The sequence below is a fragment of the Actinoallomurus acanthiterrae genome (genome assembly GCF_054775715.1).
The window spans coordinates 11,525,510-11,548,848 of record NZ_BAAHCO010000001.1 but is presented as its reverse complement, the minus strand read 5'-3'; the positions used below and the strand labels follow the sequence as shown (position 1 = coordinate 11,548,848).

Annotated in this window: 26 protein-coding genes; 15 read left to right on the top strand and 11 right to left on the bottom strand. The window is 70.8% G+C overall.

Annotated features, from left to right (window positions below; all coding sequences use genetic code 11):
- Positions 1-99: 99 nt before the first annotated feature.
- Both ACYVF7_RS54565 and ACYVF7_RS54560 read right to left on the bottom strand, forming a co-directional pair.
- Positions 100-1,251: a CU044_5270 family protein gene (locus ACYVF7_RS54565; RefSeq protein WP_460355689.1), complete on the bottom strand. Its 1,152-nt coding sequence runs from the start codon at positions 1,249-1,251 to the stop codon at positions 100-102.
- Complete coding sequence (locus ACYVF7_RS54560; protein ID WP_460355687.1) at positions 1,244-1,828, bottom strand: RNA polymerase sigma factor; 585 nt, start codon at positions 1,826-1,828, stop codon at positions 1,244-1,246. The genes ACYVF7_RS54565 and ACYVF7_RS54560 overlap by 8 nt, the downstream gene beginning before the upstream one ends.
- Positions 1,829-2,011: 183 nt before the next feature.
- Between ACYVF7_RS54560 and ACYVF7_RS54555 the strand changes: the two genes are divergently transcribed.
- Both ACYVF7_RS54555 and ACYVF7_RS54550 read left to right on the top strand, forming a co-directional pair.
- On the top strand, positions 2,012-7,327 hold the full coding sequence (locus tag ACYVF7_RS54555; protein WP_460355684.1) for a hypothetical protein: 5,316 nt from the start codon (positions 2,012-2,014) through the stop codon (positions 7,325-7,327).
- A 135-nt stretch (positions 7,328-7,462) separates the two neighbouring features.
- Positions 7,463-7,621: a hypothetical protein gene (locus ACYVF7_RS54550; RefSeq protein ID WP_460355682.1), complete on the top strand. Its 159-nt coding sequence runs from the start codon at positions 7,463-7,465 to the stop codon at positions 7,619-7,621.
- 86 nt (positions 7,622-7,707) lie between these two features.
- Here ACYVF7_RS54550 and ACYVF7_RS54545 read toward each other — a convergent pair whose 3' ends face one another.
- Positions 7,708-7,989, bottom strand: a complete 282-nt coding sequence (locus ACYVF7_RS54545; protein WP_433180068.1) for a metal-sensitive transcriptional regulator — start codon at positions 7,987-7,989, stop codon at positions 7,708-7,710.
- Positions 7,990-8,214: 225 nt separating this feature from the next.
- On the opposite strand from ACYVF7_RS54545, the gene ACYVF7_RS54540 reads away from it, so the two are divergent.
- Positions 8,215-8,832, top strand: coding sequence for a DUF47 domain-containing protein (locus ACYVF7_RS54540; RefSeq protein ID WP_460355680.1), 618 nt, complete (start codon positions 8,215-8,217; stop codon positions 8,830-8,832).
- Between the two features lie 34 nt (positions 8,833-8,866).
- Positions 8,867-9,898 carry an inorganic phosphate transporter gene (locus ACYVF7_RS54535; protein WP_460355677.1) on the top strand — a complete coding sequence of 344 codons (1,032 nt, stop codon included), beginning with the start codon at positions 8,867-8,869 and terminating at the stop codon, positions 9,896-9,898.
- 79 nt (positions 9,899-9,977) lie between these two features.
- On the opposite strand, the gene pstB is transcribed toward ACYVF7_RS54535, so the two are convergent.
- The 5 genes from pstB to mshD form a co-directional block, all read right to left on the bottom strand.
- A complete protein-coding gene (pstB, locus tag ACYVF7_RS54530) occupies positions 9,978-10,754 on the bottom strand; it encodes a phosphate ABC transporter ATP-binding protein PstB (RefSeq protein ID WP_460355674.1) in 777 nt (258 codons plus the stop codon).
- Between the two features lie 13 nt (positions 10,755-10,767).
- A complete protein-coding gene (pstA, locus tag ACYVF7_RS54525; protein ID WP_460358587.1) occupies positions 10,768-11,580 on the bottom strand; it encodes a phosphate ABC transporter permease PstA in 813 nt (270 codons plus the stop codon).
- 61 nt (positions 11,581-11,641) lie between these two features.
- Complete coding sequence (gene pstC, locus ACYVF7_RS54520) at positions 11,642-12,619, bottom strand: phosphate ABC transporter permease subunit PstC (protein ID WP_460355672.1); 978 nt, start codon at positions 12,617-12,619, stop codon at positions 11,642-11,644.
- A 110-nt stretch (positions 12,620-12,729) separates the two neighbouring features.
- Positions 12,730-13,830, bottom strand: a complete 1,101-nt coding sequence (gene pstS, locus ACYVF7_RS54515) for a phosphate ABC transporter substrate-binding protein PstS (protein ID WP_460355669.1) — start codon at positions 13,828-13,830, stop codon at positions 12,730-12,732.
- A gap of 200 nt (positions 13,831-14,030) precedes the next feature.
- Positions 14,031-14,915 carry a mycothiol synthase gene (gene mshD, locus ACYVF7_RS54510; protein WP_460358586.1) on the bottom strand — a complete coding sequence of 295 codons (885 nt, stop codon included), beginning with the start codon at positions 14,913-14,915 and terminating at the stop codon, positions 14,031-14,033.
- Positions 14,916-15,045: 130 nt separating this feature from the next.
- Here mshD and ACYVF7_RS54505 point away from each other — a divergent pair, with 130 nt between their 5' ends.
- Complete coding sequence (locus ACYVF7_RS54505; protein WP_460355667.1) at positions 15,046-15,837, top strand: hypothetical protein; 792 nt, start codon at positions 15,046-15,048, stop codon at positions 15,835-15,837.
- Positions 15,838-15,879: 42 nt separating this feature from the next.
- Positions 15,880-16,182, top strand: coding sequence for a hypothetical protein (locus ACYVF7_RS54500; RefSeq protein WP_460355666.1), 303 nt, complete (start codon positions 15,880-15,882; stop codon positions 16,180-16,182).
- A gap of 17 nt (positions 16,183-16,199) precedes the next feature.
- On the opposite strand, the gene ACYVF7_RS54495 is transcribed toward ACYVF7_RS54500, so the two are convergent.
- On the bottom strand, positions 16,200-16,910 hold the full coding sequence (locus tag ACYVF7_RS54495; protein ID WP_460355663.1) for a winged helix-turn-helix transcriptional regulator: 711 nt from the start codon (positions 16,908-16,910) through the stop codon (positions 16,200-16,202).
- 137 nt (positions 16,911-17,047) lie between these two features.
- Here ACYVF7_RS54495 and ACYVF7_RS54490 point away from each other — a divergent pair, with 137 nt between their 5' ends.
- The 9 genes from ACYVF7_RS54490 to ACYVF7_RS54450 all read left to right on the top strand — a co-directional run bounded on the left by ACYVF7_RS54490 (position 17,048) and on the right by ACYVF7_RS54450 (position 21,914).
- A complete protein-coding gene (locus ACYVF7_RS54490; RefSeq protein ID WP_460355661.1) occupies positions 17,048-17,302 on the top strand; it encodes a MoaD/ThiS family protein in 255 nt (84 codons plus the stop codon).
- A 108-nt stretch (positions 17,303-17,410) separates the two neighbouring features.
- Positions 17,411-18,115: an LmeA family phospholipid-binding protein gene (locus ACYVF7_RS54485; RefSeq protein WP_460355659.1), complete on the top strand. Its 705-nt coding sequence runs from the start codon at positions 17,411-17,413 to the stop codon at positions 18,113-18,115.
- A gap of 34 nt (positions 18,116-18,149) precedes the next feature.
- A complete protein-coding gene (locus tag ACYVF7_RS54480; RefSeq protein ID WP_360887961.1) occupies positions 18,150-18,665 on the top strand; it encodes a sigma-70 family RNA polymerase sigma factor in 516 nt (171 codons plus the stop codon).
- Positions 18,662-19,372: a zf-HC2 domain-containing protein gene (locus ACYVF7_RS54475; RefSeq protein ID WP_460355656.1), complete on the top strand. Its 711-nt coding sequence runs from the start codon at positions 18,662-18,664 to the stop codon at positions 19,370-19,372. Before ACYVF7_RS54480 ends, ACYVF7_RS54475 begins: the two co-directional genes overlap by 4 nt.
- Positions 19,373-19,507: 135 nt before the next feature.
- Positions 19,508-19,924: a TlpA family protein disulfide reductase gene (locus ACYVF7_RS54470; protein ID WP_460355654.1), complete on the top strand. Its 417-nt coding sequence runs from the start codon at positions 19,508-19,510 to the stop codon at positions 19,922-19,924.
- Positions 19,921-20,166, top strand: a complete 246-nt coding sequence (locus ACYVF7_RS54465; protein WP_460355651.1) for a putative leader peptide — start codon at positions 19,921-19,923, stop codon at positions 20,164-20,166. The genes ACYVF7_RS54470 and ACYVF7_RS54465 overlap by 4 nt, the downstream gene beginning before the upstream one ends.
- Before the next feature lie 55 nt (positions 20,167-20,221).
- Complete coding sequence (locus ACYVF7_RS54460) at positions 20,222-20,644, top strand: DUF4395 domain-containing protein (protein ID WP_460355649.1); 423 nt, start codon at positions 20,222-20,224, stop codon at positions 20,642-20,644.
- Between the two features lie 81 nt (positions 20,645-20,725).
- Positions 20,726-21,565: a sulfurtransferase gene (locus ACYVF7_RS54455; RefSeq protein ID WP_460355647.1), complete on the top strand. Its 840-nt coding sequence runs from the start codon at positions 20,726-20,728 to the stop codon at positions 21,563-21,565.
- A 40-nt stretch (positions 21,566-21,605) separates the two neighbouring features.
- The gene (locus ACYVF7_RS54450; RefSeq protein ID WP_460355645.1) at positions 21,606-21,914 is read left to right on the top strand and encodes a DUF1416 domain-containing protein; all 309 of its coding nucleotides are present in this window, start codon (positions 21,606-21,608) and stop codon (positions 21,912-21,914) included.
- 111 nt (positions 21,915-22,025) lie between these two features.
- On the opposite strand, the gene ACYVF7_RS54445 is transcribed toward ACYVF7_RS54450, so the two are convergent.
- Complete coding sequence (locus ACYVF7_RS54445; RefSeq protein WP_460355643.1) at positions 22,026-22,823, bottom strand: hypothetical protein; 798 nt, start codon at positions 22,821-22,823, stop codon at positions 22,026-22,028.
- A 3-nt stretch (positions 22,824-22,826) separates the two neighbouring features.
- On the bottom strand, positions 22,827-23,285 hold the full coding sequence (locus ACYVF7_RS54440; RefSeq protein ID WP_460355642.1) for a hypothetical protein: 459 nt from the start codon (positions 23,283-23,285) through the stop codon (positions 22,827-22,829).
- Between the last annotated feature and the right edge of the window lie 54 nt (positions 23,286-23,339).

Genomic DNA, 23,339 nt, shown 5'->3' with positions numbered 1-23,339 from the left:
CCCGTGGCTCAGCGCTCGCGCTGCCCACTGGGCTGACGCGGAGACGCACGGACCGGGCCCCGTACGCCCGCGGCCCGATCCGTGCGATCGGAGGTGGGCTCAGTGCCCGCGCTGCGCCCCCGTGGTGCTGCCGGGCGCCGAGTCCGTCCAGTCCTGCGCGGCCACCGTCGAGGAGATCCACACCGAACCGGGGGCCAGGCCCGCCGTGGTGCCGCTCGGCCGCACGACGACGATCTCCTCGCCGAGGGCCCGGCCGGTGGAGGTGTCGAGGATCAGGCGGTGCTGCTGCACGCCACCGAACTTGGTGTGCTCGACGATCGCGATCGCGGTGCCCGGCCGTCCCTGGGCGTCCTTGACCGGACCGACCGCCGTCACCGTCTTCAGGTCCGCGAGCATCCGGAACGCCGCGCCCCGGACCTTCGGGGTCACCGGCATGTCCGTGATCAGGCCCTTGACGACGGTGTACAGCCACAGGTCCGAGGACATCGGCTCGCTCGACGACTCGGTGCCGTGTCCGGCGTACCAGCGCGTCAGGGAGGCCTTGAGCCGCTGCGGGTCGGCGGGCAGCGCACGGAGGTCCTTCATGCTGACGTTGCGGCCGAGCCAGAACACCTTGTCGCCGTCGACGAGCGGGGCACGGTTCACGCTGGGCCGGCCCGGCTGCGTCGACAGGGTCATCGGCTCGAGCTTCGCCCTTCCGGCGGGCTTCGGCGCCGGGGCCGAGAAGGTGCTCGGGGAGCCCGCTCGCTTCCACGCGGCCACGTCCGAGGGGCTCTCCGGCCCGGCGCCGAGCCGCTGATCGCGGCTCCACTGCTCCTGCCGCGGCCGGCTCGGCGTCCACTGCTCCTGCTGAGACCGGTCGACGACGGTGTACCCGCCGGCCACCCGGTAGGCGTTCCGGTTCACGGTCGTGGTGTGCCAGTACCCGCCGACCTTGTCCGCCTGCCCGTCCGCCTCGGTCGCGGCCGCGAGCAGGATGGAGCGGGCGCTCAGCGTCACCGTGGATCCGCCGGTCCGGGGCCCGGCCGGCCGGTCGCCCGGCGTACCGGTCGCGGCGATCGCGACCGCCGCCGCTGCCGCCGCGGCGGTGAGGCCGAGACCGCCCGTCATCCACATGGTCCGGCGGGCGGGACGCGTGCGACCAGGGGCTCGCGCGGCCGTACGGAGCCGGTCACGCCCCATCGCGACGACCGCGTCGTCGGGTGCGGGCTTGTCCAGCAGCGAACGGACCATCCGCAGGTCCTCATCCATGGGGGAGCTCCTTCTCGAGTGCGCTGCGAAGCTTCTTCCGGGCCCGGTTGAGGCGCGAGCCGACGGTCCCGTACGGGATCTTCAGTGCCTGGGCGACCTCTTCATGGCTGAAGTCGGCCAGGGCGACGAGCAGCAGGACGTCCCGCTCCTTGCGGGTGAGCGCGGCGATCGCGCCGGCCAGTTGTGGCTGGAGACCGGCTGCGGTCACCGCCGTGACGACCTCGTTCTCGTGACCGTGGTCGGCGGGGGCCGCGGTCGCGCGGGCGAGGGTCTCGTAGTGCCGGGACTCGACGCGCCGGTGCTGGGCGACGAGCCTCGTCGCGATGCCGAACAACCACGGCCGCAGCGCCCCGCGCGCCGGGTCGAACCGGTCGCGCTTGCGGAACGCCACGAGGAACGTCTCGGCCGCGATGTCGTCCGCGACCTGCGTGTCGAGCCTCCCCGCGACGTATCGGTGGACGTCGCCGAAGTACCGGTCGTAGACCGCGGTGAACCGATCGGGATCTCGCCGGTACTCCCGTACGAGGTCGGCGTCGCTCAGCTGCCCGACCCCGTGGACACCGGCCAGGCCGGTCACGTCTTGATCTCCGTCATGGGCGCCTTCCGGGCGAGGTGGTGGGCGGTCACCTGTACTCCGCGCCTTCGCCCGATCGCTTTCGCTCCCGATCGAAGATCTCCGCTACGGCGTTCCGCCGTGGTCGCTCGGGAAAGTGCCCACGGCCGATGGTCGGGGCGGGCTTGGCGTGCCGTTTACCATTGCATGGTGGTCTGGGGGCAGGCGTACGGCGAGGTGCCCTCGGCCGCCGCCCAGGATCCCTTCGCGGTGGTCGAGCGGGACACGCGCGCCATGGTGACGGCGGGCTGGTGGGCCACCACCCCGCCCCTCCAGCGGCAGAACCTCACCGCCGGGCGGATGCTCGTCCTGCCCGACGGCACCTGGTGGCTGTTCGGAGCGTGGGCCCGCTGGTACCGCTGGCTCCCCGCCGACGGCCAGTGGCACCTGTGCCCGCCACCCCGGCTGCCGATGACGCGGACGTCGGCGCGCCCCCTGTCACAGGGCATGCCGGTGCCGCGCATCCCACCCCACCTGGTGCCCTCCGGCCCCGACTTCAGCCAGGAGCCGCCGCAGGCGCTGCCCTTCGTGGACGTCGACGTACGGCCCGACGTGACGTCCCGCGTACGGGCGACCGTCGAGTCGGCGGCGGCGCTCCCGCCTCTCGACTACCCGCACTGGTGGGGCGCCTTCTCCTCGTCCACGCCGAGCACCGTGGCCGTCGGCTGGGGCGTGATGCTGTGGTCCGCCGCCGCGCCGGTGTTCTACTCCGGCCTGGACGCCCAGCTGCTCGACATCTGGTCGCCGTACCGCGCCCGGCCGCTGCCCGACGTCGACGGGCCTCGCTGGCTCACCCCGCCACCGCTGGAGTCCCTGGTCGGGCTGTACGCCGAGCGGCTGCGCGCCCATCGGGTGGACGCCGCCGTCGTCATCCTGCGCACGATGTGGGCGATGGCCAGCGCCCTGCGCCAGGACGCCCGCTTCCGGCCCCGTGCGGACGCGCTCCTCGCCGTCCTCGGATCCACCCTGCACAATCCCACGGTCGACTACGCCGCCCTTCCGTACGGCGACCAGGCGATCGTCCAGCAGTGGCTCACCCGATGCCCGCCCGTCCTGGCGCCGGCGCTGCGCATCGAGGCGTCCGCGGGCGAACACTTCCGCAACGCCTTCTACGACCTCGCCCTCACCCTCGCCCCGGTCGCCGGCGATCCGGCCGAACAGGGATACGTCGAACCCCGCCTCATCGCGGCCGCGCTGCTGGCCGCCGACCTCGCGGTCGTCCGGCGCGACGTCGCCGCACAGGTCATCGGCTGGCTCGACCCCGAGACCCGCCGCACGACCCAGGCGATCCTCACCGGCCCGGACCACCCGCTCCGGCGGTTCTGGCCCCAGGACAACCGGCTCCCGCCCCTCCTGCGGCGACGCGTCGAGAAACTCCGGCCCAGCGCGCGGGGCGCCCTCCTGGCCACGATGTACGCCCTGGACCTCGCCTGGTGCCGACTGGGCGGCGGCATCCCGGCCCGGCCGCGTGGCTTCCCCGTCCCGGTCGCGATCCTGTCCGAGATCCTCGGCCCCGACCGCGCCCGCTCCGCCGCATCCGCCGACCCGGTGACGCCGACGCCCGGCCTCGCCCCGCTCGCCCGGCAGTACCCCGCCCGCCAGGCACCCGCCGCACCGCCCGCAGCCCCACCCGTCGCCCACCAGCCACCCACCGGCCCGCCGGGCCAGGCACCCACCTGGGCCCCACCACCCGCCGCAGCGGCCGGGTCCGCGGGGACGATGGCCGATGTCGGTCCGCCACAGGTGGCCTCTTCTGCGGCGGCGGGGTCTGCGGGGACGATGGCGGATGTCGGTCCGCCTCCGATCGCTCGACCTGCCGCTTCGGCGGGCAGGGACGCCTTGCCGTCAGGCGCAGGCTCGGACGCGTCGTTTGGGACCGCCGATCCGCCGCCGGGGGCGGCGGGGTCCGCGGAAACGATGGCCGATGTCGGTCCGCCACAGGTGGTCTCTCCTGCGGCGGCGGGGTCTGCGGGGACGATGGCGGATGTCGGTCCGCCTCCCGTCGCTCGACCTGCCGCCTCGGCGGCCAAGGACGACGCGTCGCCGGGCGCTCGGTCCGACGTCTCGTCCGGGACTGCCGATGCCGATTCGCGGTCGGCGGCGGCCGGTCCTCCGGGGACGATGGCCGATGTCGGCCCGCCACAAGTGGTCCTTCCTGCGGCGGCGGGATCTGCGGCGACGATGGCGGACGTCGGTCCGGCGGCTCGGCCTGCCGCTTCGACGGGCAAGGACGCCGCGCCGTCGGGTGCTCGCTCCGACGTCTCGTCCGGGACTGCCGATCCGCAGTCGGCGAGTTCCGGACCTGCGGGAATGATGGCGGACGTCGGTCCCGGGACTCCGTCTGCCGCCTCGGGAGGTACGAAGGACGCTGCGGCGTCGAGCGCTCGGCCCGGTGATGCGGCCGGGGACGCGGACGCCGATCCGCCGTCGGCAGCGCCCGGTTCTCCGGGGACGGTGGCGGAGGTCGGTTCGGCGGCTCCCTCTGCCGCCGCGATGGGAGATACGAAGGACGCTGCGGCGTCGAGCGCTCGGTCCGACGATGCGGCCGGGGACGCGGACGCCGATCCGCCGTCGGCAGCGCCCGGCTCTCCGGGGACGATGGCGGAGGTCGGTCCGAGGACTCGGTCTGCCGCCTCGGCGGACAGCGACGCCGCACCGTCGGGTGCTCGCTCCGACGTCTCGTCCGAGACGGCCGATCCGCAGTCGGCGAGTGTCGGACCTGCGGGAATCATGGCGGAAGTCGGTCCGGCGGCTCCGTCTGCCGCCACAGAGGGCGGTACGACGGACGCTGCGGCGTCGGGTGGTCGGCCCGGCGACGCGCCCGGGGAAGCGGACGCCGAATCACCGGCGGCTGCCCCGCCGGCTACGCGAGTGTGGACTGCCTCGGAGGAGTCCGGCCCAGCGTCGAGCGAGCCGGGTTCTGCGTCCGTGTCGCCGGCCACCCGGGCATGGGATCCGTCGAGTGAGCCCGGGGCCGCGTCTGCGCCGCCGGCCACCCGGGCGTGGGATCCGTCGGGCGAGCCGGCGACCGCGTCTACGTCGGGCGAGTCGGGTTCTGCGGCTGCGTCGCCCGCCACACAGGCGTGGCGTCCGTCGGGCGAGGCCGGGCCTGAGGCCGTGCCGTCGACCAGGGTGGCGTGGGAGCCGGAGCGGGTCGGAGAGGCCACCATGCTCGACCGGCCGTCCGGTCCGGCCGGGCCACCCGACGCCACGTACATCGACGCCCCCGGCGGTGGTACCCGAGTGGACGCCGGAGGGGTTCCGATGGTGGGTCCGCCTCAGGCGTACTCCGGTCCGCCCGTGCCGCCAGGTCTTCCGGTGCCCTTCGTGCCGCCCACGTCGGCGGGTGCTCCCGTGCCGCCCGCGCCGCTCATACCAGCGGGCACTCCCGGACCTTTCGTACCGCCGGGCCCGGGTGGCGTACCCCCGAACCCAAGTGGCCTACCGCCGGGCCCGGGTGGCGTACCTCCGAGCCCGAGTGACATGCCCTCGCGCCCCGGTGACATGCCGCCGCGCCCAGGTGACGTGCCCCGCCCGGGCGGTGCGCATCGTCCCGGTGACGCGGCCGATCCCGGCAACGTGTCGCGGCCTGGCGGTGAGGCATGGCCCGGTGACGTGGGGCGTTCCGGTGGGGCGCCTCGTCCTGGCGGGGCCGCGCCCGGGGCGCCGGGGCCGCCGCGTACCCGGGTCCTCGGTGAACAGGGGCGCTCCGCGGAGCCGCCGGGCACGCGCACGATGGGGCAGCAGCCGGAGCGGCCGGGCACCATGATCATGTCGCAGACGATGATGGGCGACCTCCTGGGCGCGCCGATGCCCGGGCGTCCGGTGGGCGACATCGAGCCGCCGCCCTCCGGCGCGGTCATGCCCGAGGTGACCGAGCGGTTCGGCATCCGTTTCGTCTCCGGTGAGGACGCCCTCGCCGGGTTGCTCGACGACGTGCGCCGCCGGGCGTCGTCCGGCGAGGAGACGAGCCCGGCGCTCCTGGTCGTCGGTGCCCCGCACAGCGGCCAGCGCCGGCTCGCGAGGCTCGTCGCGCGTACGCTCGCCGACGCGGGTGTCGGCGACGGCTCCGTGCGGACCGTCGACGGCACCGATGCGCACGGCGACCCGGTGCGGGTCTTCGACACGACTCCGGCCGGCGGGAATCCGACCGGCGCGACTCCGTTGTTGTTCGAGTGGATCGACGCGGCTCTGTCGCGGGCGTCCGATCCGGTGGCGTCGGCCTCCGCCGTCACGCGGTCCCGGGAGAGCGGACAGAACGGTGCGGCGCTGGTCGCGACCTGCGAGCCGGGCGCGTACAAGCGGCTGACGACCGACTTCCCGGAGTTGATCGGGATGTTCCGGGTGTTCCGGCTGCCGGATCTGTCCGACACCGAGACCCGGCTGGCCCTCGTCCACGTACTGGCGGACGAGCGGCGGGTGACGGTCAACGCGCCCGCGCTGCAGACCGTGAAGGCGGACCTGCCGCGGCTGAGGGGGTACGGCGACCTGGTGAACGCCCGTCTGGTCGAGGCGTACCTCGACCGGGCGATCGCCCGGCACACCGACCGGTACGGGGCGGCGTCCCGCGACCGCCTGGTGCTGACGCCGGAGGACTTCAGTGGAGTCGCCGAGGAGATCGAGCCGGCCCTGCGAGCCCCGGGGGACGTCGACGGCTTCCTGCGCTCCCTCGACGAGATGATCGGCTTGGACGAGGTGAAGCAGACCGTCGGGGACCTGGTCACCGAGGCGCGGCTCGTGGCGGAGCGGGCGGCGCAGGGAGTGCCCTCCGGTCACCCGAGCCGTCACCTGGTCTTCCTGGGCCGGCCGGGCACCGGTAAGCGGACCGTGGCGGGGCTGATCGGCGGCATGTACGCCGCGCTGAACCTCCTCGACTCCGGGCAGGTGGTGGTGTGCAGCGCCCGCGACCTCGCCGGCGCCGACGCGGCGGCGAAGGTCGCGGCCCAGGTGGACCGGGCGGTCGGTGGCGTGCTGCTCATCGAGGACGCGTCGCTGCTCGACCGGACGTCCGCCGCGGTGACGGCGCTGCTGCGGAACATCGAGGAGCGGCGCGACAAGTTCCTGGTGATCTGTTCGAGTGAGCCGGACGAGATGGACGGCTTCCTGCTCGCCAACCCGGAGTTCCGCGCGGAGTTCGGGGCGGTCGTGGAGTTCCGGGAGCCGACGGACCGGCAGCTCGTGAAGTTGTTCTCGCGTTTCGCCGAACGCGAGCTCTACCTGCTCGACGAGGAGCTCCGCGTCGAGCTGCTGGGGCGTTTCGGTGAGATGCGTGGGTCGCGGGGGTTCGCGTTCGCCGAGACGGTGCGCCGGCTGTTCGACGCGATCGTGGCGCGGCAGGCGGCGCGGCTGGCCGGAGCGCGCGTGGACGCCGCCACGGTGGCGCGGCTCACCGTACGTGACCTGCCCGAGTCATCGGCCGAGCGGCTGCTGCAGCATCTCCACGAGGACCGTACCCGTCGGTAGTCCGAGGTGGCCCCCGACCCACGCCCCCGACCCACCTTGGTGGGTGGCCGCCGAATGGCCCTCTTGGGTCATGTGCCGACGCGGATCAGGCGCGTAGCCTTTCCACAGGTGTGGGGACGAACGGAGGTGGACGCGGTGCGCCAGAACCTCGATATGCGCGTCCATGACCGTGTCGCGTTGGATGAGATCGAGCTGTACTCCGAGATGCTCAGCGCTGTCGCGACGGCGGATCGGCCGTTGACGATCGATGAGATCGACATGGTGCTCGGGATCGGCCACAGCACACGGTTGTGAGCGACGTCACAGTCGGCGCACGCGGGGATGCGCCGACTGCTCACTTCGCGAACGCCCGACCCGGCGACGTCACGCGCTGATCCGGCTCACGATTTGACGAGGCGCGCGATGGCCGCCGACGCCTCCTTCACCTTCTCCTCGGCCGCCGGGCCACCCTCGTTGATCGCTTCGGCGACGCAGTGGCCGAGATGGTCCTCGAGCAGACCCAGTGCGACGGACTGCAGCGCACGGGTGACGGCCGACACCTGGGTGAGGACGTCGATGCAGTACTCGTCCTCCGATACCATCCGCTGGAGTCCACGCACCTGACCCTCGATGCGGCGCAGGCGGACGAGGTAGGCGTCCTTGTCGTTCGTATACCCGTGCATACCGGCCACTGTATACCCCCTAGGGGTAGACCACCAAGAGATCGTTTGAGACGTCCGAAACCGGGGCACCAGGGGCACGTATGGCCCATGGATCCGAGGGATTCGCCGACGGAGCGGACCGCGCGAGGCGTGTTGCGGTGAAGTAACAGGGGGGCGAAGGTTCGCTTTCCCGCTGGTTAGCCGTACCATCCTCTGCGGACTGTTCCCGCACTTCAGGAGAAGGACGTGCGATTCCGACTCACCCCGCGTGAGGACAGCTACTACGACATGTTCGCGGATTCCGCGAACAACTTGGTCACAGGGGCCAGGCTGCTCGTGGAGCTGATCAGCGAAGGGGCCGACCGTGAGGGGATCGCGGAGAAGATGCGCGCCTGCGAACACGCCGGCGACGAGTTCACTCACGCGATCATGCGCAGGCTCAACGAGAGCTTCATCACGCCCTTCGATCGGGAGGACATCTACCGGCTCGCCTCGACGCTCGACGACGTCATGGACTTCATGGAGGCGGCGGCCGACCTCGTCCTGCTGTACAAGATCGAGGAACTGCCCCGTGACGTCATCGCGCAGGTTGAAGTGCTCGAACGCGCGGCCGAGCTGACCGCCGACGCCATGCCGCGGCTGCGCGGGCTGCGCGACCTCAGCGAGTACTGGATCGAGATCAACCGGCTGGAGAACCAGGGCGACCAGACCTACCGGCGGCTCCTGGCCGAGCTGTTCAGCGGCAAGTACGACGCGCTGACCGTCCTGAAGGTCAAGGAGGTCGTCGACCAGCTCGAGGCCGCCGCGGACGCGTTCGAGCACGTCGCGAACATCGTCGAGACGATCGCGGTCAAGGAATCGTGAGCATCGTGTCGTCAGAGCGGTCGACCACCATGCGATGTCCGTCCGCAGCGAGGAAGGGAACGCCGGCGTGGAGTTGACGGCCCTCATCGTCGTCGTGGGCATCGCGCTGTTCTTCAACTACACGAACGGCTTCCACGACGCCGCGAACGCGATCGCCACCTCCGTCTCCACCCGGGCGCTCACCCCCCGAGCGGCCCTGGCGATGGCCGCCGTGATGAACCTCCTCGGAGCGTTCCTCGGCACCGGCGTCGCCAAGACGGTCGGCAGCGGCATCATCGATCCGCCCAAGGACATGCACGGCCTGTCGATCGTCGCCGCCGCACTGATCGGCGCGATCGTCTGGAACCTCATCACCTGGTACTTCGGCCTGCCGTCCTCGTCCACGCACGGACTGGTCGGCGGCCTGATCGGGGCGGCCCTGGCGGCGTCCACGACCGTGCTGTGGCACGGGGTGTTCTACAAGATCGTGCTGTGGATGGTGCTGTCGCCGCTGATCGGCCTGGTCCTCGGCTACCTGATCATGGTCGCGATGCTGTGGATCTTCCGGAACGCCACTCCCGGCAAGGTCGGCCGCCGGTTCCGTATCGCGCAGTCGCTGTCCGCTGCGGCCATGGCCCTCGGTCACGGTCTGCAGGACGCCCAGAAGACCATGGGCATCATCGTGCTCGCGCTGGTCACGACGGGCTACCAGGCGAGCGGCGACTCGCACGTCCCGGTCTGGGTGATCCTGGTCTGCGCGGCCGTGCTCTCCTTCGGCACGTACGCCGGCGGCTGGCGCATCATGCGGACCCTCGGCCGCAAGGTGATCGAACTCGACCCCCCGAAGGGCTTCGCCGCCGAGGCCACCGCGGCCAGCATCCTGTACGCGACCGCGTTCATCTGGCAGGCCCCGGTCTCCACGACTCACACGATCACCGCGGCCATCATGGGCGTCGGATCGACCAAACGCCTGTCGGCGGTCCGCTGGGGCGTCGCGGGCAACATCGTGATGGCGTGGGTCCTCACCATTCCCGCGGCGGGGATCGTCGCCGCGATCGCGTACTGGGTCATGCACCTGTTCGCCTGACTCCGGAAAGCGGTGACCGGCGGCACGACGGGCCGCCGGTCCGCGGGCGGGGCCGACGGCCCCGCCCCTGCCGTTTCCATCAGCCGAAGCGACCGGTGATGTAGTCCTCCGTGGCCTTCTCGCCCGGGTTCGTGAAGATCTTGTTGGTCTCGTCGATCTCCACCATCCGGCCCGGCTTGCCCGGCCCGGCGAGGTTGAAGAAGGCCGTACGGTCGCTCACCCGCGCCGCCTGCTGCATGTTGTGGGTGACGATGACGATCGTGTACTGGTCCTTCAGGTTGGCGATGAGGTCCTCGATCGCCAGCGTGGAGATCGGGTCCAGCGCCGAGCACGGCTCGTCCATCAGGAGCACCTGCGGCTCGACCGCGATGGCGCGGGCGATGCACAGCCGCTGCTGCTGACCACCGGACAGGCCCGCCCCCGGGCGGCCCAGCCGGTCCTTGACCTCGTTCCACAGGTTCGCGCCGCGCAGGGACTTCTCCACGATCTCGTCGAGCTGCCCCTTGCGGCGGACGCCGTTGAGCTTCAGGCCCGCGACGACGTTCTCGTAGATCGACATCGTCGGGAACGGGTTCGGGCGCTGGAACACCATGCCGATCACCCGGCGCACGGCGACGGGGTCGACGCCCGCTCCGTACAGGTCCAGGTCGTCGAGGAGCACCTTGCCCTCGACGCGAGCACTCGGGATCACCTCGTGCATCCGGTTGAGGGTCCGCAGGAAGGTCGACTTGCCGCACCCGGAGGGGCCGATGAACGCGGTCACCGAGCGCGGTTCGATCGTCATCGAGATGTCCTCGATGGCCCGGGTCTTGCCGTAGTAGGCGTTCAGCCCGGAGACCTCGATCCGCTTGGCCATGTGGGGACTACTCCTATCGGGTAACGGGCTTGCGGAGGCGGGCGATGAGGCGCGCCGCCAGGTTGAGCACCATGACGAAGAGGATCAGCGTGAGCGCGCCGGCCCACGCCCGGTCGATGGCGACCTGCTGCGGCAGCTGGGCCTGGTCCCAGACGAACAGCGGGAGCGACATCTGCGGGCCCTGGAACGGGTCGTTGTTGATGGCGGTGGTGACGAACACGGTCATCAGCAGGGGCGCCGTCTCGCCCATGACCCGAGCGACGGCCAGCATCACACCGGTGATGATGCCGGTGAACGCGGTGGGAAGCACGACGAAGCAGATGGTCCGCCAGCGCGGCACGCCCAGCGCGAACGAGGCTTCGCGCAGGTCGTTCGGGACCAGCTTGAGCATCTCCTCCGCGGCCCGGACGACGGTCGGCATCATCAGCACCGACAGCGCCATCGAGCCGGCGAAGCCCATGTACTCGAAGCCGAGCAGCAGGATCCAGAAGGCGAAGACGAACATGCCCGACACGATCGAGGGCACGCCCGTCATGACGTCCACGAAGAAGGTGACGACCTTCGCCAGCCTGCCGTTGCCGCCGTACTCAACGAGGTAGACCGCGGTGAGGACGCCGATGGGGATGGCGATGACGCTGGCCAGGCCGACCTGCTCGATGGTGCCGATGATCGCGTGGTAAGCGCCACCGCCGGCGTCGCGGGGGCCGATCGCGTTCATCGAGTGGCTGAAGAACGTTCCGTCGAACCGCTTGAGGCCGTTCTTGACCACCGTCCACAGCACGGCGACCAGGGGGATGACGGCGAGCGCGAACGCGACGCAGACCAGGACGAGGGCGAGCTTGTCCTTGAACTTACGGATCCCGGACGGGCGGCGAGGTTGACGGTGCTCACACGAATTCCTTCCGGCGTGCGATGACCGCCCGGGCGGCCATGTTCACGATGAGGGTGATCACGAAGAGCACCAGGCCGGAGGCGATCAGCGCGCTCTGCCCGGTCTTCCCTGCCATCGCGAACGTGTTGGCGATGTTGGCGGCGAAGGTGTTACCGCCCGGCTTCAGCAGGTGCAGGCTGATGCCCGCCGCCGAGCCGAGCACCAGCGCGACCGCGATCGTCTCGCCGAGCGCGCGGCCGAGCCCGAGCATCGAGGCGCTGATCATGCCGGAGCGTCCGAACGGCAGGACGGCCATCCGGATCACCTCCCAGCGGGTCGCGCCGAGGGCGAGGGCCGCCTCGACATTGGGCCGCGGCACCTGCAGGAAGACCTCACGGGTGATCGAGGAGATGATCGGCAGGATCATGATCGCCAGCACGATGCCGGCCGTCAGCATGCATCGCCCGCCGACGGAGTCGCCGCCGAACAGCGGGATCCAGCTCGCGTGGTCGTGGAGGAAGGTCGCGACGGTGTTCATCTTCGGCACGAAGAACTGCAGACCCCACAGGCCGTACACGATGCTGGGCACTGCGGCGAGCAGGTCGACGACATAGCCCAGCCCGTCGGCCAGTCTCCGCGGCGCGTAGAAGGCGATGAACAGCGCGATGCCGACTGCGACCGGCGTGGCCATGATCAGCGCGAGCACGGACGACAGGATGGTGCCGAAGGTCAGTTGCGCGATACCGAAGCGTGATTGTGCGGCGTCGGGGTTCCACTCCTGCGAGGTCAGGAAGTTGGCCTTGTCCGCTCGCAGGGCGGGCAGGGCCTTCACGATCAGGAACGCCGCGATCGCCGCCATGATGGCGAGGAGCAGGATCCCGGAGCCCTTGGCGGACAGACCGAACACCCGGTCTCCCATGCGCCCGGTACTCATCTTGCGGGCTCTGCCGCCCAGAGCGCCGGTCGCGCCCTGTTCGAGGGTCTCGCTGGTCATTCGACCTCCCGTGCCCACCGGTTCACCCTGTCGTTCATAGAGATCTCTTCACTACGTACATGCGGCCGAGCCGGTACGGGTCACCCGCACCGGCTCGGCACTCTGCTCGGTCAGGACAGGCCCTTAACGGCGGCCTGGACCTTGGTCAGGATCGCGTCGGGCAGCGGCGCGTAGCCGAGGCCGCTGAGGACCGACTGGCCCTGCTGGCTGGAGGTGTAGGTCAGGTACGACTTGACGAACTTCGCCTGCTGGTCGGGAAGGCCCTTCTCGCAGACGATCTCGTACGTGAACAGAATGATCGGGTAACCGTCCTTGGTCTTGTAGTCGACCTTGAGGGAGAGGTCATTGCCGGTCCCGACGATCTGGGCGCCCGCCGCACCCTTCGACGCGGTGTCGGGGGAGGCCTCGACGAACTGGTTCGCGCCGTTGCCGACCTTCGCGACCTGCAGCTTGCCGTTGGTCGCGTAGGACATCTCCGTGTAGGAGATCGCGCCGTCGGTCTGCTTCACGACCGTGGAGACACCGTCGGACTTGGTCGCGCCCTGGCCGCCCGGAGCGGTCCACTTCTTGCCACCCTCGAACTTCCAGATGTCGGGGGCGGTGGCGGTCAGGAACTTGGTGAAGTTGTCCGTCGTGCCGGAGTCGTCGGCGCGGTGCACCGTCTTGATCGGGCTGCTCGGGAGCTTCGCCTGCGGGTTGTCCTTCTTGATCGCGGCGTCGTCCCAGGTCTTGATCTTGCCGGCGAAGATGCTCGCGAGGGTGGTCGGCGACAGCTGCAGGCCGTCGACGCCCTTCAGGTTGTAGACGACCGCGATCGGGCCGATGACCATCGGCAGGTCAAGGGCCTTGCCGGTCTTGCAGCGCGCGTCGGCGGGGCCGTGCTCCTCGGGCTTCAGCGCCGAGTCCGAACCCGCGAAGGCCACCTGGCCCTGCGTGAACGCCTGGATGCCGGCACCCGAGCCGTTGGCGTTGTAGTTGAGGTTCGCCCCGGCGCAGTTCTGCTGGTACCCCTTGGTCCACTCGCTGATGGCGTTGGCCTGGGCGGTCGACCCGGCGGCGTTGACCTGGGTCTTCACACAGTCACCGCTCGCGGCCGTGCCGCCACCGGTGCTGGTCTTGCCGCCGTTATTGTCGGTACCGCACGCGGTCAGCGCGAGCGCACCCGCAAGGGCCACTCCGCCAAGGGCGGCCAGCCGTGTGCTGTTGATCACCGAAGATTCTCCTCAAGGTTTAGTCGTGCGGGGCCCCGGTCTGTCTCAGGCCGGGGGGCACCGTCGACCCGACGCTAAGGAGGAGAGATGACCACTCACTCCGATCCAGATGAACGGAAGGTGAACGCGGTAGTGACTTCTCGCAAAAGAAGGGGTTCCTTGCGGCATCCGTATGGTTAACACGCCTGAATGCGGCCCCGTCAGAACCGATCGCCGTTCGTGGCCGAGCCGGTGCGGGGCGAAGGAGCCGGGGCGCGGTACATCGCGTCCGTGGCGAAGTGCTCGAACCCGAGCCTCTCATAGAGCCTGGTCGCGGGGGTATTCGACTCGTCCGCGTAGAGCATGACCGTCGGCAGGCCCAGCGCCTTCAGGTGGTGCAGACCCGCAAGGGTCAGCGCCCGGCCCAGCCCGAGTCCCTGCGCCGCCGGGTCGACGCCGACGACGTAGACCTCGCCGACCCCTCCCTCGTGGACCTTGGTCCAGTGGAAGCCGATCAGCTCGCCGTCCCGTTCCGCGAGGAAGAACCCCTCCGGGGAGAACCACGGCTCGCGCTCCCGGCGCTCCAGATCCGTACGGGTCCACGCGCCCTGCTCGGGATGGTCCGCGAACGCCCGCGCGTTGACCCGCACCCACGCGTCCTCGTCCGCGCCCACGTCGAACGTGCGCAGCCGTACGCCGTCCGGCCACGTCACCTCCGGCAGCGGCGTGTCGAGGGGCCGCCGCATCTTCCACAGCGCCCGGAACCGTACGAAGCCGAGTGATCCGGCCAGCGCCACCGCACCCGGCAGCTCCCCGTGCGCCCAGACCCGCAGCGACCCGGCCTGCTCGAGCAGCGCGGTGGCCACGGCACGGCCGTGCCCTCGTCGCCGGAAGGCGGGGTGGACCACGAACTCGGCGGCGTCGCCGTCGAGGACGCCGACCCCGGCCAGTTCCTCGCCGTCGCGGGTGAGCACCGCGCCGCCGCCGTCGCGCAGCCGCAACAGCGCACTCTCGCCGAGCGGCCGTACCCCGTCGGCCTCGGCCGCCGCCTCCACGACCGCCAGCGCGGCCCTGACCTCGTCATCCGTCAGCAGTTCCCGCGTCATCACGTCCACGAACGGCAGCGTAACCCTCCGTCGTCTGACCATCGATGTCAGGAGATCTGTCCGCACCCGTTCCATCGGGGGGTCATGGTGCCATACGATCAGGCCCTCACCTGCGCGGAAGGCGGTCTTCGTGGGCGATCCCGGACTCCCGATCATGGCCGGTGTGCTCGCCGTGCCCGTCGGAGTGCTGCTCTTCGTTCTCCTGCTCGCGATGATGGGGCGCCGCTGGGCGCTCGCCGGGCCGGACGAGGCGTTCGTGGCGGAGTACGACGCCGGGTACGAGGACGACGATCTCGAACTCGAGCCCGCGCCGTCGCACCGACCGGCGTACGACCCGTACGGCTCCTCGTACGCGGAGGCGGCCCGTGACCGCCACGGCCACGGCGAGCCGGCCCGCGACCCTTACGGATTCACCCCTCAGGAGACGTACGCCGAGCCGGCCCGCGACCCGTACGGATTCGCCCCCGAGAAGACGTACGCCGAGGCGCCCGACCGGTACGCCGAGCCCCGAGACCCGTACGGCACGCGGGACCAGTACGCCGAACCCCGCGACCCGTACCCACCGCGCGCGAGCGACCCGCACGGTTCGCCCGCGCGTGAGCCGTACGCGTCGCCCCGGTCGGGCTCGTCCGGCGTCTCCGACTGGGAGCCGTACGTCCCCGCCCAGCGACGCCCGCAGGAGCGGCCCTCTCGGCCCGACTACGGCCCGGCCGCCGATCAGTACGGCGGAGGCTCCTCCTGGCCCGCAGCGGACCCGTACGGATCGTCTCAGGACCGGTACGGCGCCGCTCGCGACTCGTACGGGTCATCTGACACCTACGGCCGCAGGGCCTACGACGACCCGCCCGCGTACGGGGGGCCACGGCACGCCCCGCCCGAGGACCCGCAGGACTTCCCGTACGGCCCCTACGGCTCTCGCTGAGCGCGCTTCTACGGAAGACGGCCGAGCCGAGACGGAGACACGATGTCGATCTTTGAATTGCTGATCATCCTGGTGCTGCTGGTCGGCATATTCACCTGCGTGATCGTCGCTATCGCCTCGAGCGCACGTCGTAACCGGCAGCAGCCCGGTCCGTACGGCCCCGGCTCGCAGCAGCCGCCCTTCCCGCCGGGTCCGAACGCTCCGTACGGTCCGCCGCCGCAGGCGGGTCCCTACGCCCCGGGCGGGTATCCACCGCCACAGCCGGGCGGTCCCTACGGGCCGGCTGGACCGTACCCCGCAGGACCGCCACCGGAGGGACCCGGACCGGCCGTGCCGCCGAGCTGACCCTCACCGGCCGTCACTCAGTGGTGGGCCGGTACCTCTTCCTCGGTGGGCGGCCGGTGGTCGGCGACGAAGCGGTAGCCGACGTTTCGGACCGTTCCGATGAGCGACTCGTACTCGGCGCCGAGCTTCGCCCGGAGCCGCCGGACGTGGACGTCCACGGTCCGGGTGCCGCCGAAGTAGTCGTAGCCCCAGACCTCTTGCAGCAGCTGGGCGCGGGTGAAGACCCGGCCGGGGTGCTGCGCGAGGTACTTGAGCAGCTCGAACTCCTTGAACGTCAGGTCGAGCACGCGCCCGCGCAGCCGCGCGGTGTACGTCGCCTCGTCGATCGTCAGCTCGCCGCTGCGGATCTCCCCGGGCACGTCCTCGGGCTCGGCGGCGGCCACCCTTCCCAGCGCCAGCCGGATCCGCGCCTCGACCTCGGCCGGTCCGGCGGTCTGGAGGAAGACGTCGTCCAGCCCCCATTCCGGTGTGAGCGCGGCGAGTCCGCCCTCGGTGACGATCGCGACCAGCGGAGCGTCGAGACCGGTGGTGCGCAGGAGGCGGCAGAGGCTCTTGGCCTGGGCGAGGTCCCGGCGCGCGTCCACGAGCACCAGGTCGCACGGAGGCGCGTCGATGAGGGCCGAGCCCTCCGCCGGTGCGACCCGAACGGAGTGCAGAAGGAGGCCCAGAGCGGGCAGGACCTCGTCAGAGGGTTCAAGCACGTTGGTCAGCAACAGCAGGCTACTCATACGGCCTCCCGATCTGGTGGCCCTAAAAAGACGTCGAGGATCCGAGGGCGACGCTGCCCGGATCCCTAGTAGGCGAGGATATCGGACAGAGGGAAAGAGCTCACTACCGGAGTGGTGTAGACCACGGGAGAGAGAACATGGCGAAGGGCCTGATCAGGTACTGGGCCGCCGCTCGCGCGGCGGCGGGGACCGCGGAGGAGCCCTATGACGCCGCGACTCTGGCGGAGGCGCTGGCGACCGCCTCGGCCGGGCGGGGAGCGGAGTTCGAGCGGGTGCTCGCCCGCAGTTCCTTCCTGGTGGACGGCGCTCCGGTCGGCACGAGGGACCCCGCCCGTGTGGCGCTGCCCGACGACGGCACGGTCGAGGTCCTGCCCCCGTTCGCGGGCGGGTGAGGTGGTCCTCGCGGCCGATCCGGTGTTCAGCCGATCTCACCATTCAGTGTGATTCGACGGACGCCGCGCCCTCGATAGGGTGTTCGCCTACCGCCGATCGGGAGAGACATGCGCAAAGCACTGGTGACCTGCCTGATTCTGCTGGTCGTGCTCGGCGGGGTCTTCATCGCCGGCGACATCATCGGCCGCCGGGTCGCGCAGAACGAGATCGCCAAGAACGTCCGTGCGCAGTACACGCTCGACCACACCCCCAAGGTGTCCATCAAGGGCTTCCCGTTCCTCACCCAGGCGCTCGACGGGCGGTACGACGAGATCGACGTCAACGTCGGCGAGCTCACCGAGCAAGGGGTACGGCTCACCGACACGACGGTCGCGCTGAAGGGCGTCACCGCGCCGATGTCCGACGCGATGCACGGCGACGCCTCGAAGATGGTCGCCGACACCGCGACCTCCACGGCGACCATCGGCTACGACGACGTGAACAAGCAGGCGCCGAACAACATGAAGGTCTCGGCCCAGGGGTCCGAGCTGCAGGTGCGCGGCCCGTACACCGTGCTGGGCGTCACCCGGACCGTCACCGCGACCGTGACGGTGGAGCCGTCCGGCCGGAGCGTCCGCGTGGTCCCGCAGAAGGTCAAGGCGGGCGGGATGGCCGTGCCGGTCGGCCTCGTCCGTCAGGCGTTCACCTTCACGATGCCCGTCAAGGGTCTGCCGCTCGGCACGCGGATCAGTGACGTCCAGGTCAAGCCCGAGGGCCTGCGCGTATCGACCACCGCACAGAACGTCAAACTTTCGAGCCTGAACGTCCACTGATCGGTGTGAACCTTCCGTCCCCGCCGTACGTGTTCTGAGTGTGGGACCGACTGCGGACGATCGGCTGCTGCGCGCACTGTACGCGGAGCACGGTGGGCCGCTCCTGGGCTACGTCCTGCGGCTGACCGGCGGCGACCGTCAGCAGGCCGAGGACATCGTCCAGGAGACGCTGCTCCGTGCCTGGCGTCATCCGGGCGCGCTGGTCGGCCGTCCCGTACGGCCCTGGCTGTTCACGGTCGCCCGCAACCTCGTGGTGGACGGGCACCGGGCGCGAAGATCGCGGCCGCCGGAGACCGGTGAGGAGGCGCTCGCCGCCGTGCCGGCGGGCGACGACATCGACCGTGCCCTCGAGTCGTGGACGGTCGCCGAGGCGCTCGCGGACCTCAGCGTCGAGCACCGGGCCGTGCTGGTCGAGACGTACTACCGCGGACGTTCGGTCGCCGAGACGGCGGCGGTCCTCGGAATACCGCCCGGGACGGTCAAGTCACGGACGTACTACGCGCTACGGGCGCTGAAACTGGCATTGGAGGAGCGGGGGTTGGCGCCATGATGCGGAACACCCAGTGCGCCGATCTCCGGGCGTTGCTCGGGGTGTACGTCCTGGGCGCGATCGACCCCGCCGAACGCGCCGTGGTCGACGCCCACCTGACCCACTGCCGCCGGTGCCGCGACGAGCTGGCGGGCCTGGCGGGCCTGCCCGCCCTGCTGGGCCGGGTGACCGAGGAGCAGATCGCGCAGGTCGCCGCTCCGCCGCGGGAACTGCTCGAGTCGATGCTCGGCCGCGCCGCCGCCGAGCACCGGACCCGGGACCGCCGGAGCCGCAGGTGGCTGGCGGTGGCCGCGGCCGCCGCCGTGATCATGGGAGGGGCGGGGGTCGCGGGAGGCCTCCGGCTCGGCGAAGACCGGCCGGTCGCCACTCCCACCCCCGGCTGGACGGCCACGCCCGGCCCGACGGTGGCCGGCGGCACGACCGTACGGGGCAAGGACGCCGCGACGGGCGTCAGCGCCCAGATCACCATGTGGTCCAAGGAGTGGGGGACGGCCTTCACGGTCCGCCTGACCGGGGCGCCGGCGGGGTCCCGGTGCCGGCTGGTCGCCGTCGACCGGGACGGACGGCGGGACGTCGCGGGAGGCTGGCAGGTGGAGTACGAGGGGTCCGCCGAGTTCGCCGGATCCTCCATGATCCCCCGGGACCGGATCGCCGCCGTGGAGGTGCGCACCGTCGACGGCAAACGGCTGCTCAGCGTACGGGTCTGAGACCCGCGAGAACACCCGGATCCGGGCCGAGTGGCGAGGCCGCGGCGAGCTGCGGGAAGGCCCGGAGACGGGCGAGCGGCGACTTCACGGAGAGTCGCGGGAATGCCGGGGGCCGTGCGCGCCTTGTGACAGGTGATGACCGGCGTATACGTCGCGGTGGCGGCGCTCATTTTCGCCACGGTGTTCGGCCTGATCTGGCGGCACCGCAATGGTGTGCTGCGCGCGCGGAAGGATGGTGACGTGGAGCGTCTCGACGCCGCCGACCTCGGCGCCGACCTCGGCGACCGGGCGACCCTGGTGCAGTTCTCCTCGGCGTTCTGCGCGCCCTGCCGCGGGACCCGGCGGGTCCTCGGCGAGGTGGCCGAAATGGTCGACGGCGTGGCGCACGTGGAGCTCGACGCGGAGGCCAACCTCGACCTCGTACGGCGACTGAACGTCCTGCGCACCCCGACCGTGTTCGTGCTCGACGCCTCCGGCCGGATCGTACGCCGCGCCTCCGGCCTGCCCCGCAAGGTCGACATCATCGCCGCTCTCGGCGAGGCCGTCGCGTGAGGCGCGTCCCGGGCGCGGCGCGGCCCCTGCGCCCGGCGGATTCAAGATCCTTCTGCGGGCGTCAGCCCAGGTCCTGGGGTGTCCTGGGGGAGTGTTTCACGTCTCGATGGTCGAGACGGGGTTTTACGCGGAGCGAGACGGCGCTTACCATCGTGTCCGTGCGTTCCTGGACAGAGCTGCTGACGAAGCGACGGGCGGTCGATTTCTGCCGCGTCGCCACCGCGCTCTGTCCTGCGGCCTGAGGCAGTTAGCCCGTCCAGCCCGTCGCACCACCGCAGTCACCAGGAGCATCAGCCGATGCAGGTCGACCCACGGGGTCAGCGTTTCGGCGCGACCCTCACCGCAATCGTCTTGATCGTCGTCCTCGTGAGCAGTAGTTGGTTGCTACTGGCGGCCCAGGCCGTCGTGTTCCTCGTCGGAGTCTTCTTCGGTCTCCGTAACGCCCCGTACGGCCTGATCTACCAGGCACTCGTCCGACCCCGGCTCGATGCTCCCCGTGAGCTCGAGCCGGAGGCGCCGCCGCGCTTCGCACAGGGAGTGGGAGCGGCGTTCGCCCTCATCGGGGTGGTCGGATACGCCGCGAAGGTTCCGGCACTGGGGATGACCGCGACGGCGCTCGCGCTCGTCGCGGCGGTCCTCAACGCCGCCTTCGGGTTCTGCCTGGGCTGTGAGGCTTATCTGCTCATCCGGCGGCTCGCTCCGAGGCGGGCCGCACCGTAGGCCGGGTTCTTTCCAACAACACGGCCATGCCACGAACACCCGAAGAACGATCCGCCGAACTCCACCAAGGAGGACCAACGCATGAGCCGCTCCGACGTCCTGGTCGATTCCGACTGGGTGCAGGCTCACCTCGACGACCCGGGTGTCGTCCTCGTCGAGGTCGACGAGGACACCAGCGCCTATGAGAAGGGCCACATCCGTGGCGCCGTTCGCATCGACTGGAAGACCGAACTCCAGGACCCGGTCCGCCGCGACTTCGTCGACAAGACCGGGTTCGAGAACCTTCTCTCCGAGAAGGGCATCGCCGGCGACGACCTCGTGATCCTCTACGGGGGCAACAACAACTGGTTCGCCGCGTACGCGTACTGGTACTTCCGGCTGTACGGGCACCAGAACGTCAAGCTGCTCGACGGCGGCCGTAAGAAGTGGGAGCTGGACTCCCGGGAGCTCGTCGAGGCGGTCCCGTCGCGGCCGAAGACGGACTACGTCGCCCAGGAGCAGGACCTGACGATCCGCGCGTTCCGCGACGAGGTCGTCGACGCCATCAGCTCGAAGAACCTCGTGGACGTCCGCTCGCCCGACGAGTTCTCCGGCAAGCTCCTCGCTCCTGCGCACCTGCCGCAGGAGCAGGCGCAGCGGGCCGGCCACGTCCCGACCGCGCGCAACATCCCGTGGTCGAAGGCCGCCAACGACGACGGCACCTTCAAGTCCGACGACGAGCTGCAGAAGCTGTACGAAGAGGCCGGCGTCGACCTGTCGAAGCCGACCATCGCCTACTGCCGCATCGGCGAGCGCTCGTCGCACACCTGGTTCGCCCTGCACGAGCTGCTGGGCCTGCCCGACGTCAAGAACTACGACGGCTCCTGGACCGAGTACGGCTCGCTCGTGGGCGTGCCGATCGAGCTCGGCGACGCCAAGTAGCCGGTCGTCGCACAAGGACGCGCATCCCAAGGAGGAACAAATGAGCGACAGTTGCGGAGCGCCGGCCCAGACGGCGAGCCTGCCTGCCACGGTCGACCTGGCGAACGAAGCGGTCATCCAGGGCACGGTCGTACGCGAGGGCGCGCCGGTGTCCGGCGCCTACGCGCGCCTGCTCGACGCGACCGGGGAGTTCACCGGTGAGGTCGTCACCAGCGACGAAGGGGTCTTCCGCTTCTTCGCCGCGCCGGGCGACTGGACGATCCGGGTGCTCGCCCCTGGCGGCGTCAGCATCGACTCGCAGGTGACCGCTGAGACCGGTGAGGTCGCCAAGCTCGAGGTCGCCATCTAGGCGCAGAGATCGAAGGTCCCGCCGTCACGCTCGCGTGGCGGCGGGACTTGTCTTTTTAGGTCGGCCGGTCTCCCGACGGTGTTTCAGACCGGCTGGTCTCCCGACGGTCTTTCAGGTCGGCTGCTCTCCCGGCGGCCGATCCCGTACACCTTGCCGCATGCGCTCGAGGATCTCGAACTCCTCGGGCGTGAGGTTCGATGCCACGTTGAGGGTGCCGTCGCCGCTCCGCAACGTGATCGGCGGCGGTGCCGGGTCGCCGGAGACGGTGAAGGCGGGGGAGCCGCCGCCGTCGGCGGCCGGTGGCGCCTGCCGTTCGCCGCCCGATGAGCGGTAAAGGTGTCTCAGCGCGCGTTCGGCCGAGGCGTCGTCGACCTCCGGGCATTCGTATCGCGCGGCGGCGATGTGCGCGCGGAGCTCGGGATCGGGTGCCAGCCCGTGCACTTCCAGGTAGTAGGTGACCGTGTCGGTCCAGATCCAGCCGCCGTCCGTCCGGAAGCTTTGCGGCACGGCCTTGCCACGTGAGCGGTCGACCCGGTCGATCTCCAGGGCGGTGGTCGTCAGGATGGGCCGCCCGGCCCGCAGATAGTCCGCCAGCCGCCGGCGCTCGGCGTCGTCCTCGACGATCGGGTGGTCGGAGTTGAAGAACGGCTCACCGGTCTCCGGGTCGGCACCGTCGAACGTCCGCGCGACGGGCACCGTCGCGACGATCTCGAGGTAGCCGTTGCTCCACCCGCGAAGCCCGTCGAACGCCTCCCGCGGGCTCCATCCTCGCGTCTCCGACATCTGCTCGACCATTCGGCGAACGCCGCGGGGAGCGGCGAGCAGCTCGCCGTCGGCCGTCAGCTCGATCGTCCCGAGCTGACGGCGGTCGCGTACGTTCAGGACCGCGAGCACTTCTGGCGCTGCCATGGTTTAAGTATCGCTCTCGGATTCCTGGGTTCGGTTCTGTGCACCACGGGCGCCGACGTGGATGGCTCCCGCAGCGTGGAGGCTGGTCAGAAGCGTCCAATCGGTACTCGGGTCCAGCCATATCTGCCGGTCGGCGGGCCCCTCCGGCCGTGCCGCTGACCCGACCGGCTCATAGAACGAAGTGATCAGTACGAGCGGAACGGGCGCATCCCATCGGAGCGGGCTCGGTTGGACATCCCTGCGGCCGAGGATCAGTGCGCGTTGCTCGGGCGTGCAGTCCTGCAGCATGCCGCCGGCGGCCAGCCGCGCCTGCAGCCTGACCTGGACGTCCAGTGTGAGGCGGAGACGGGCCGCAGCGCGTTCGTCGTCGTTCGCCAGCGCCGTGTACGCGGGGATGAGCATCTCGATCAGCTCGACGACGGCGTCGGCGTAGCCACGGAGGCTGCCACCCGCATAGATCATCTCGTACGCGTATGGACGGCCATTCGCCTTCGTAGGCGCGGTCGGAGGGGCACC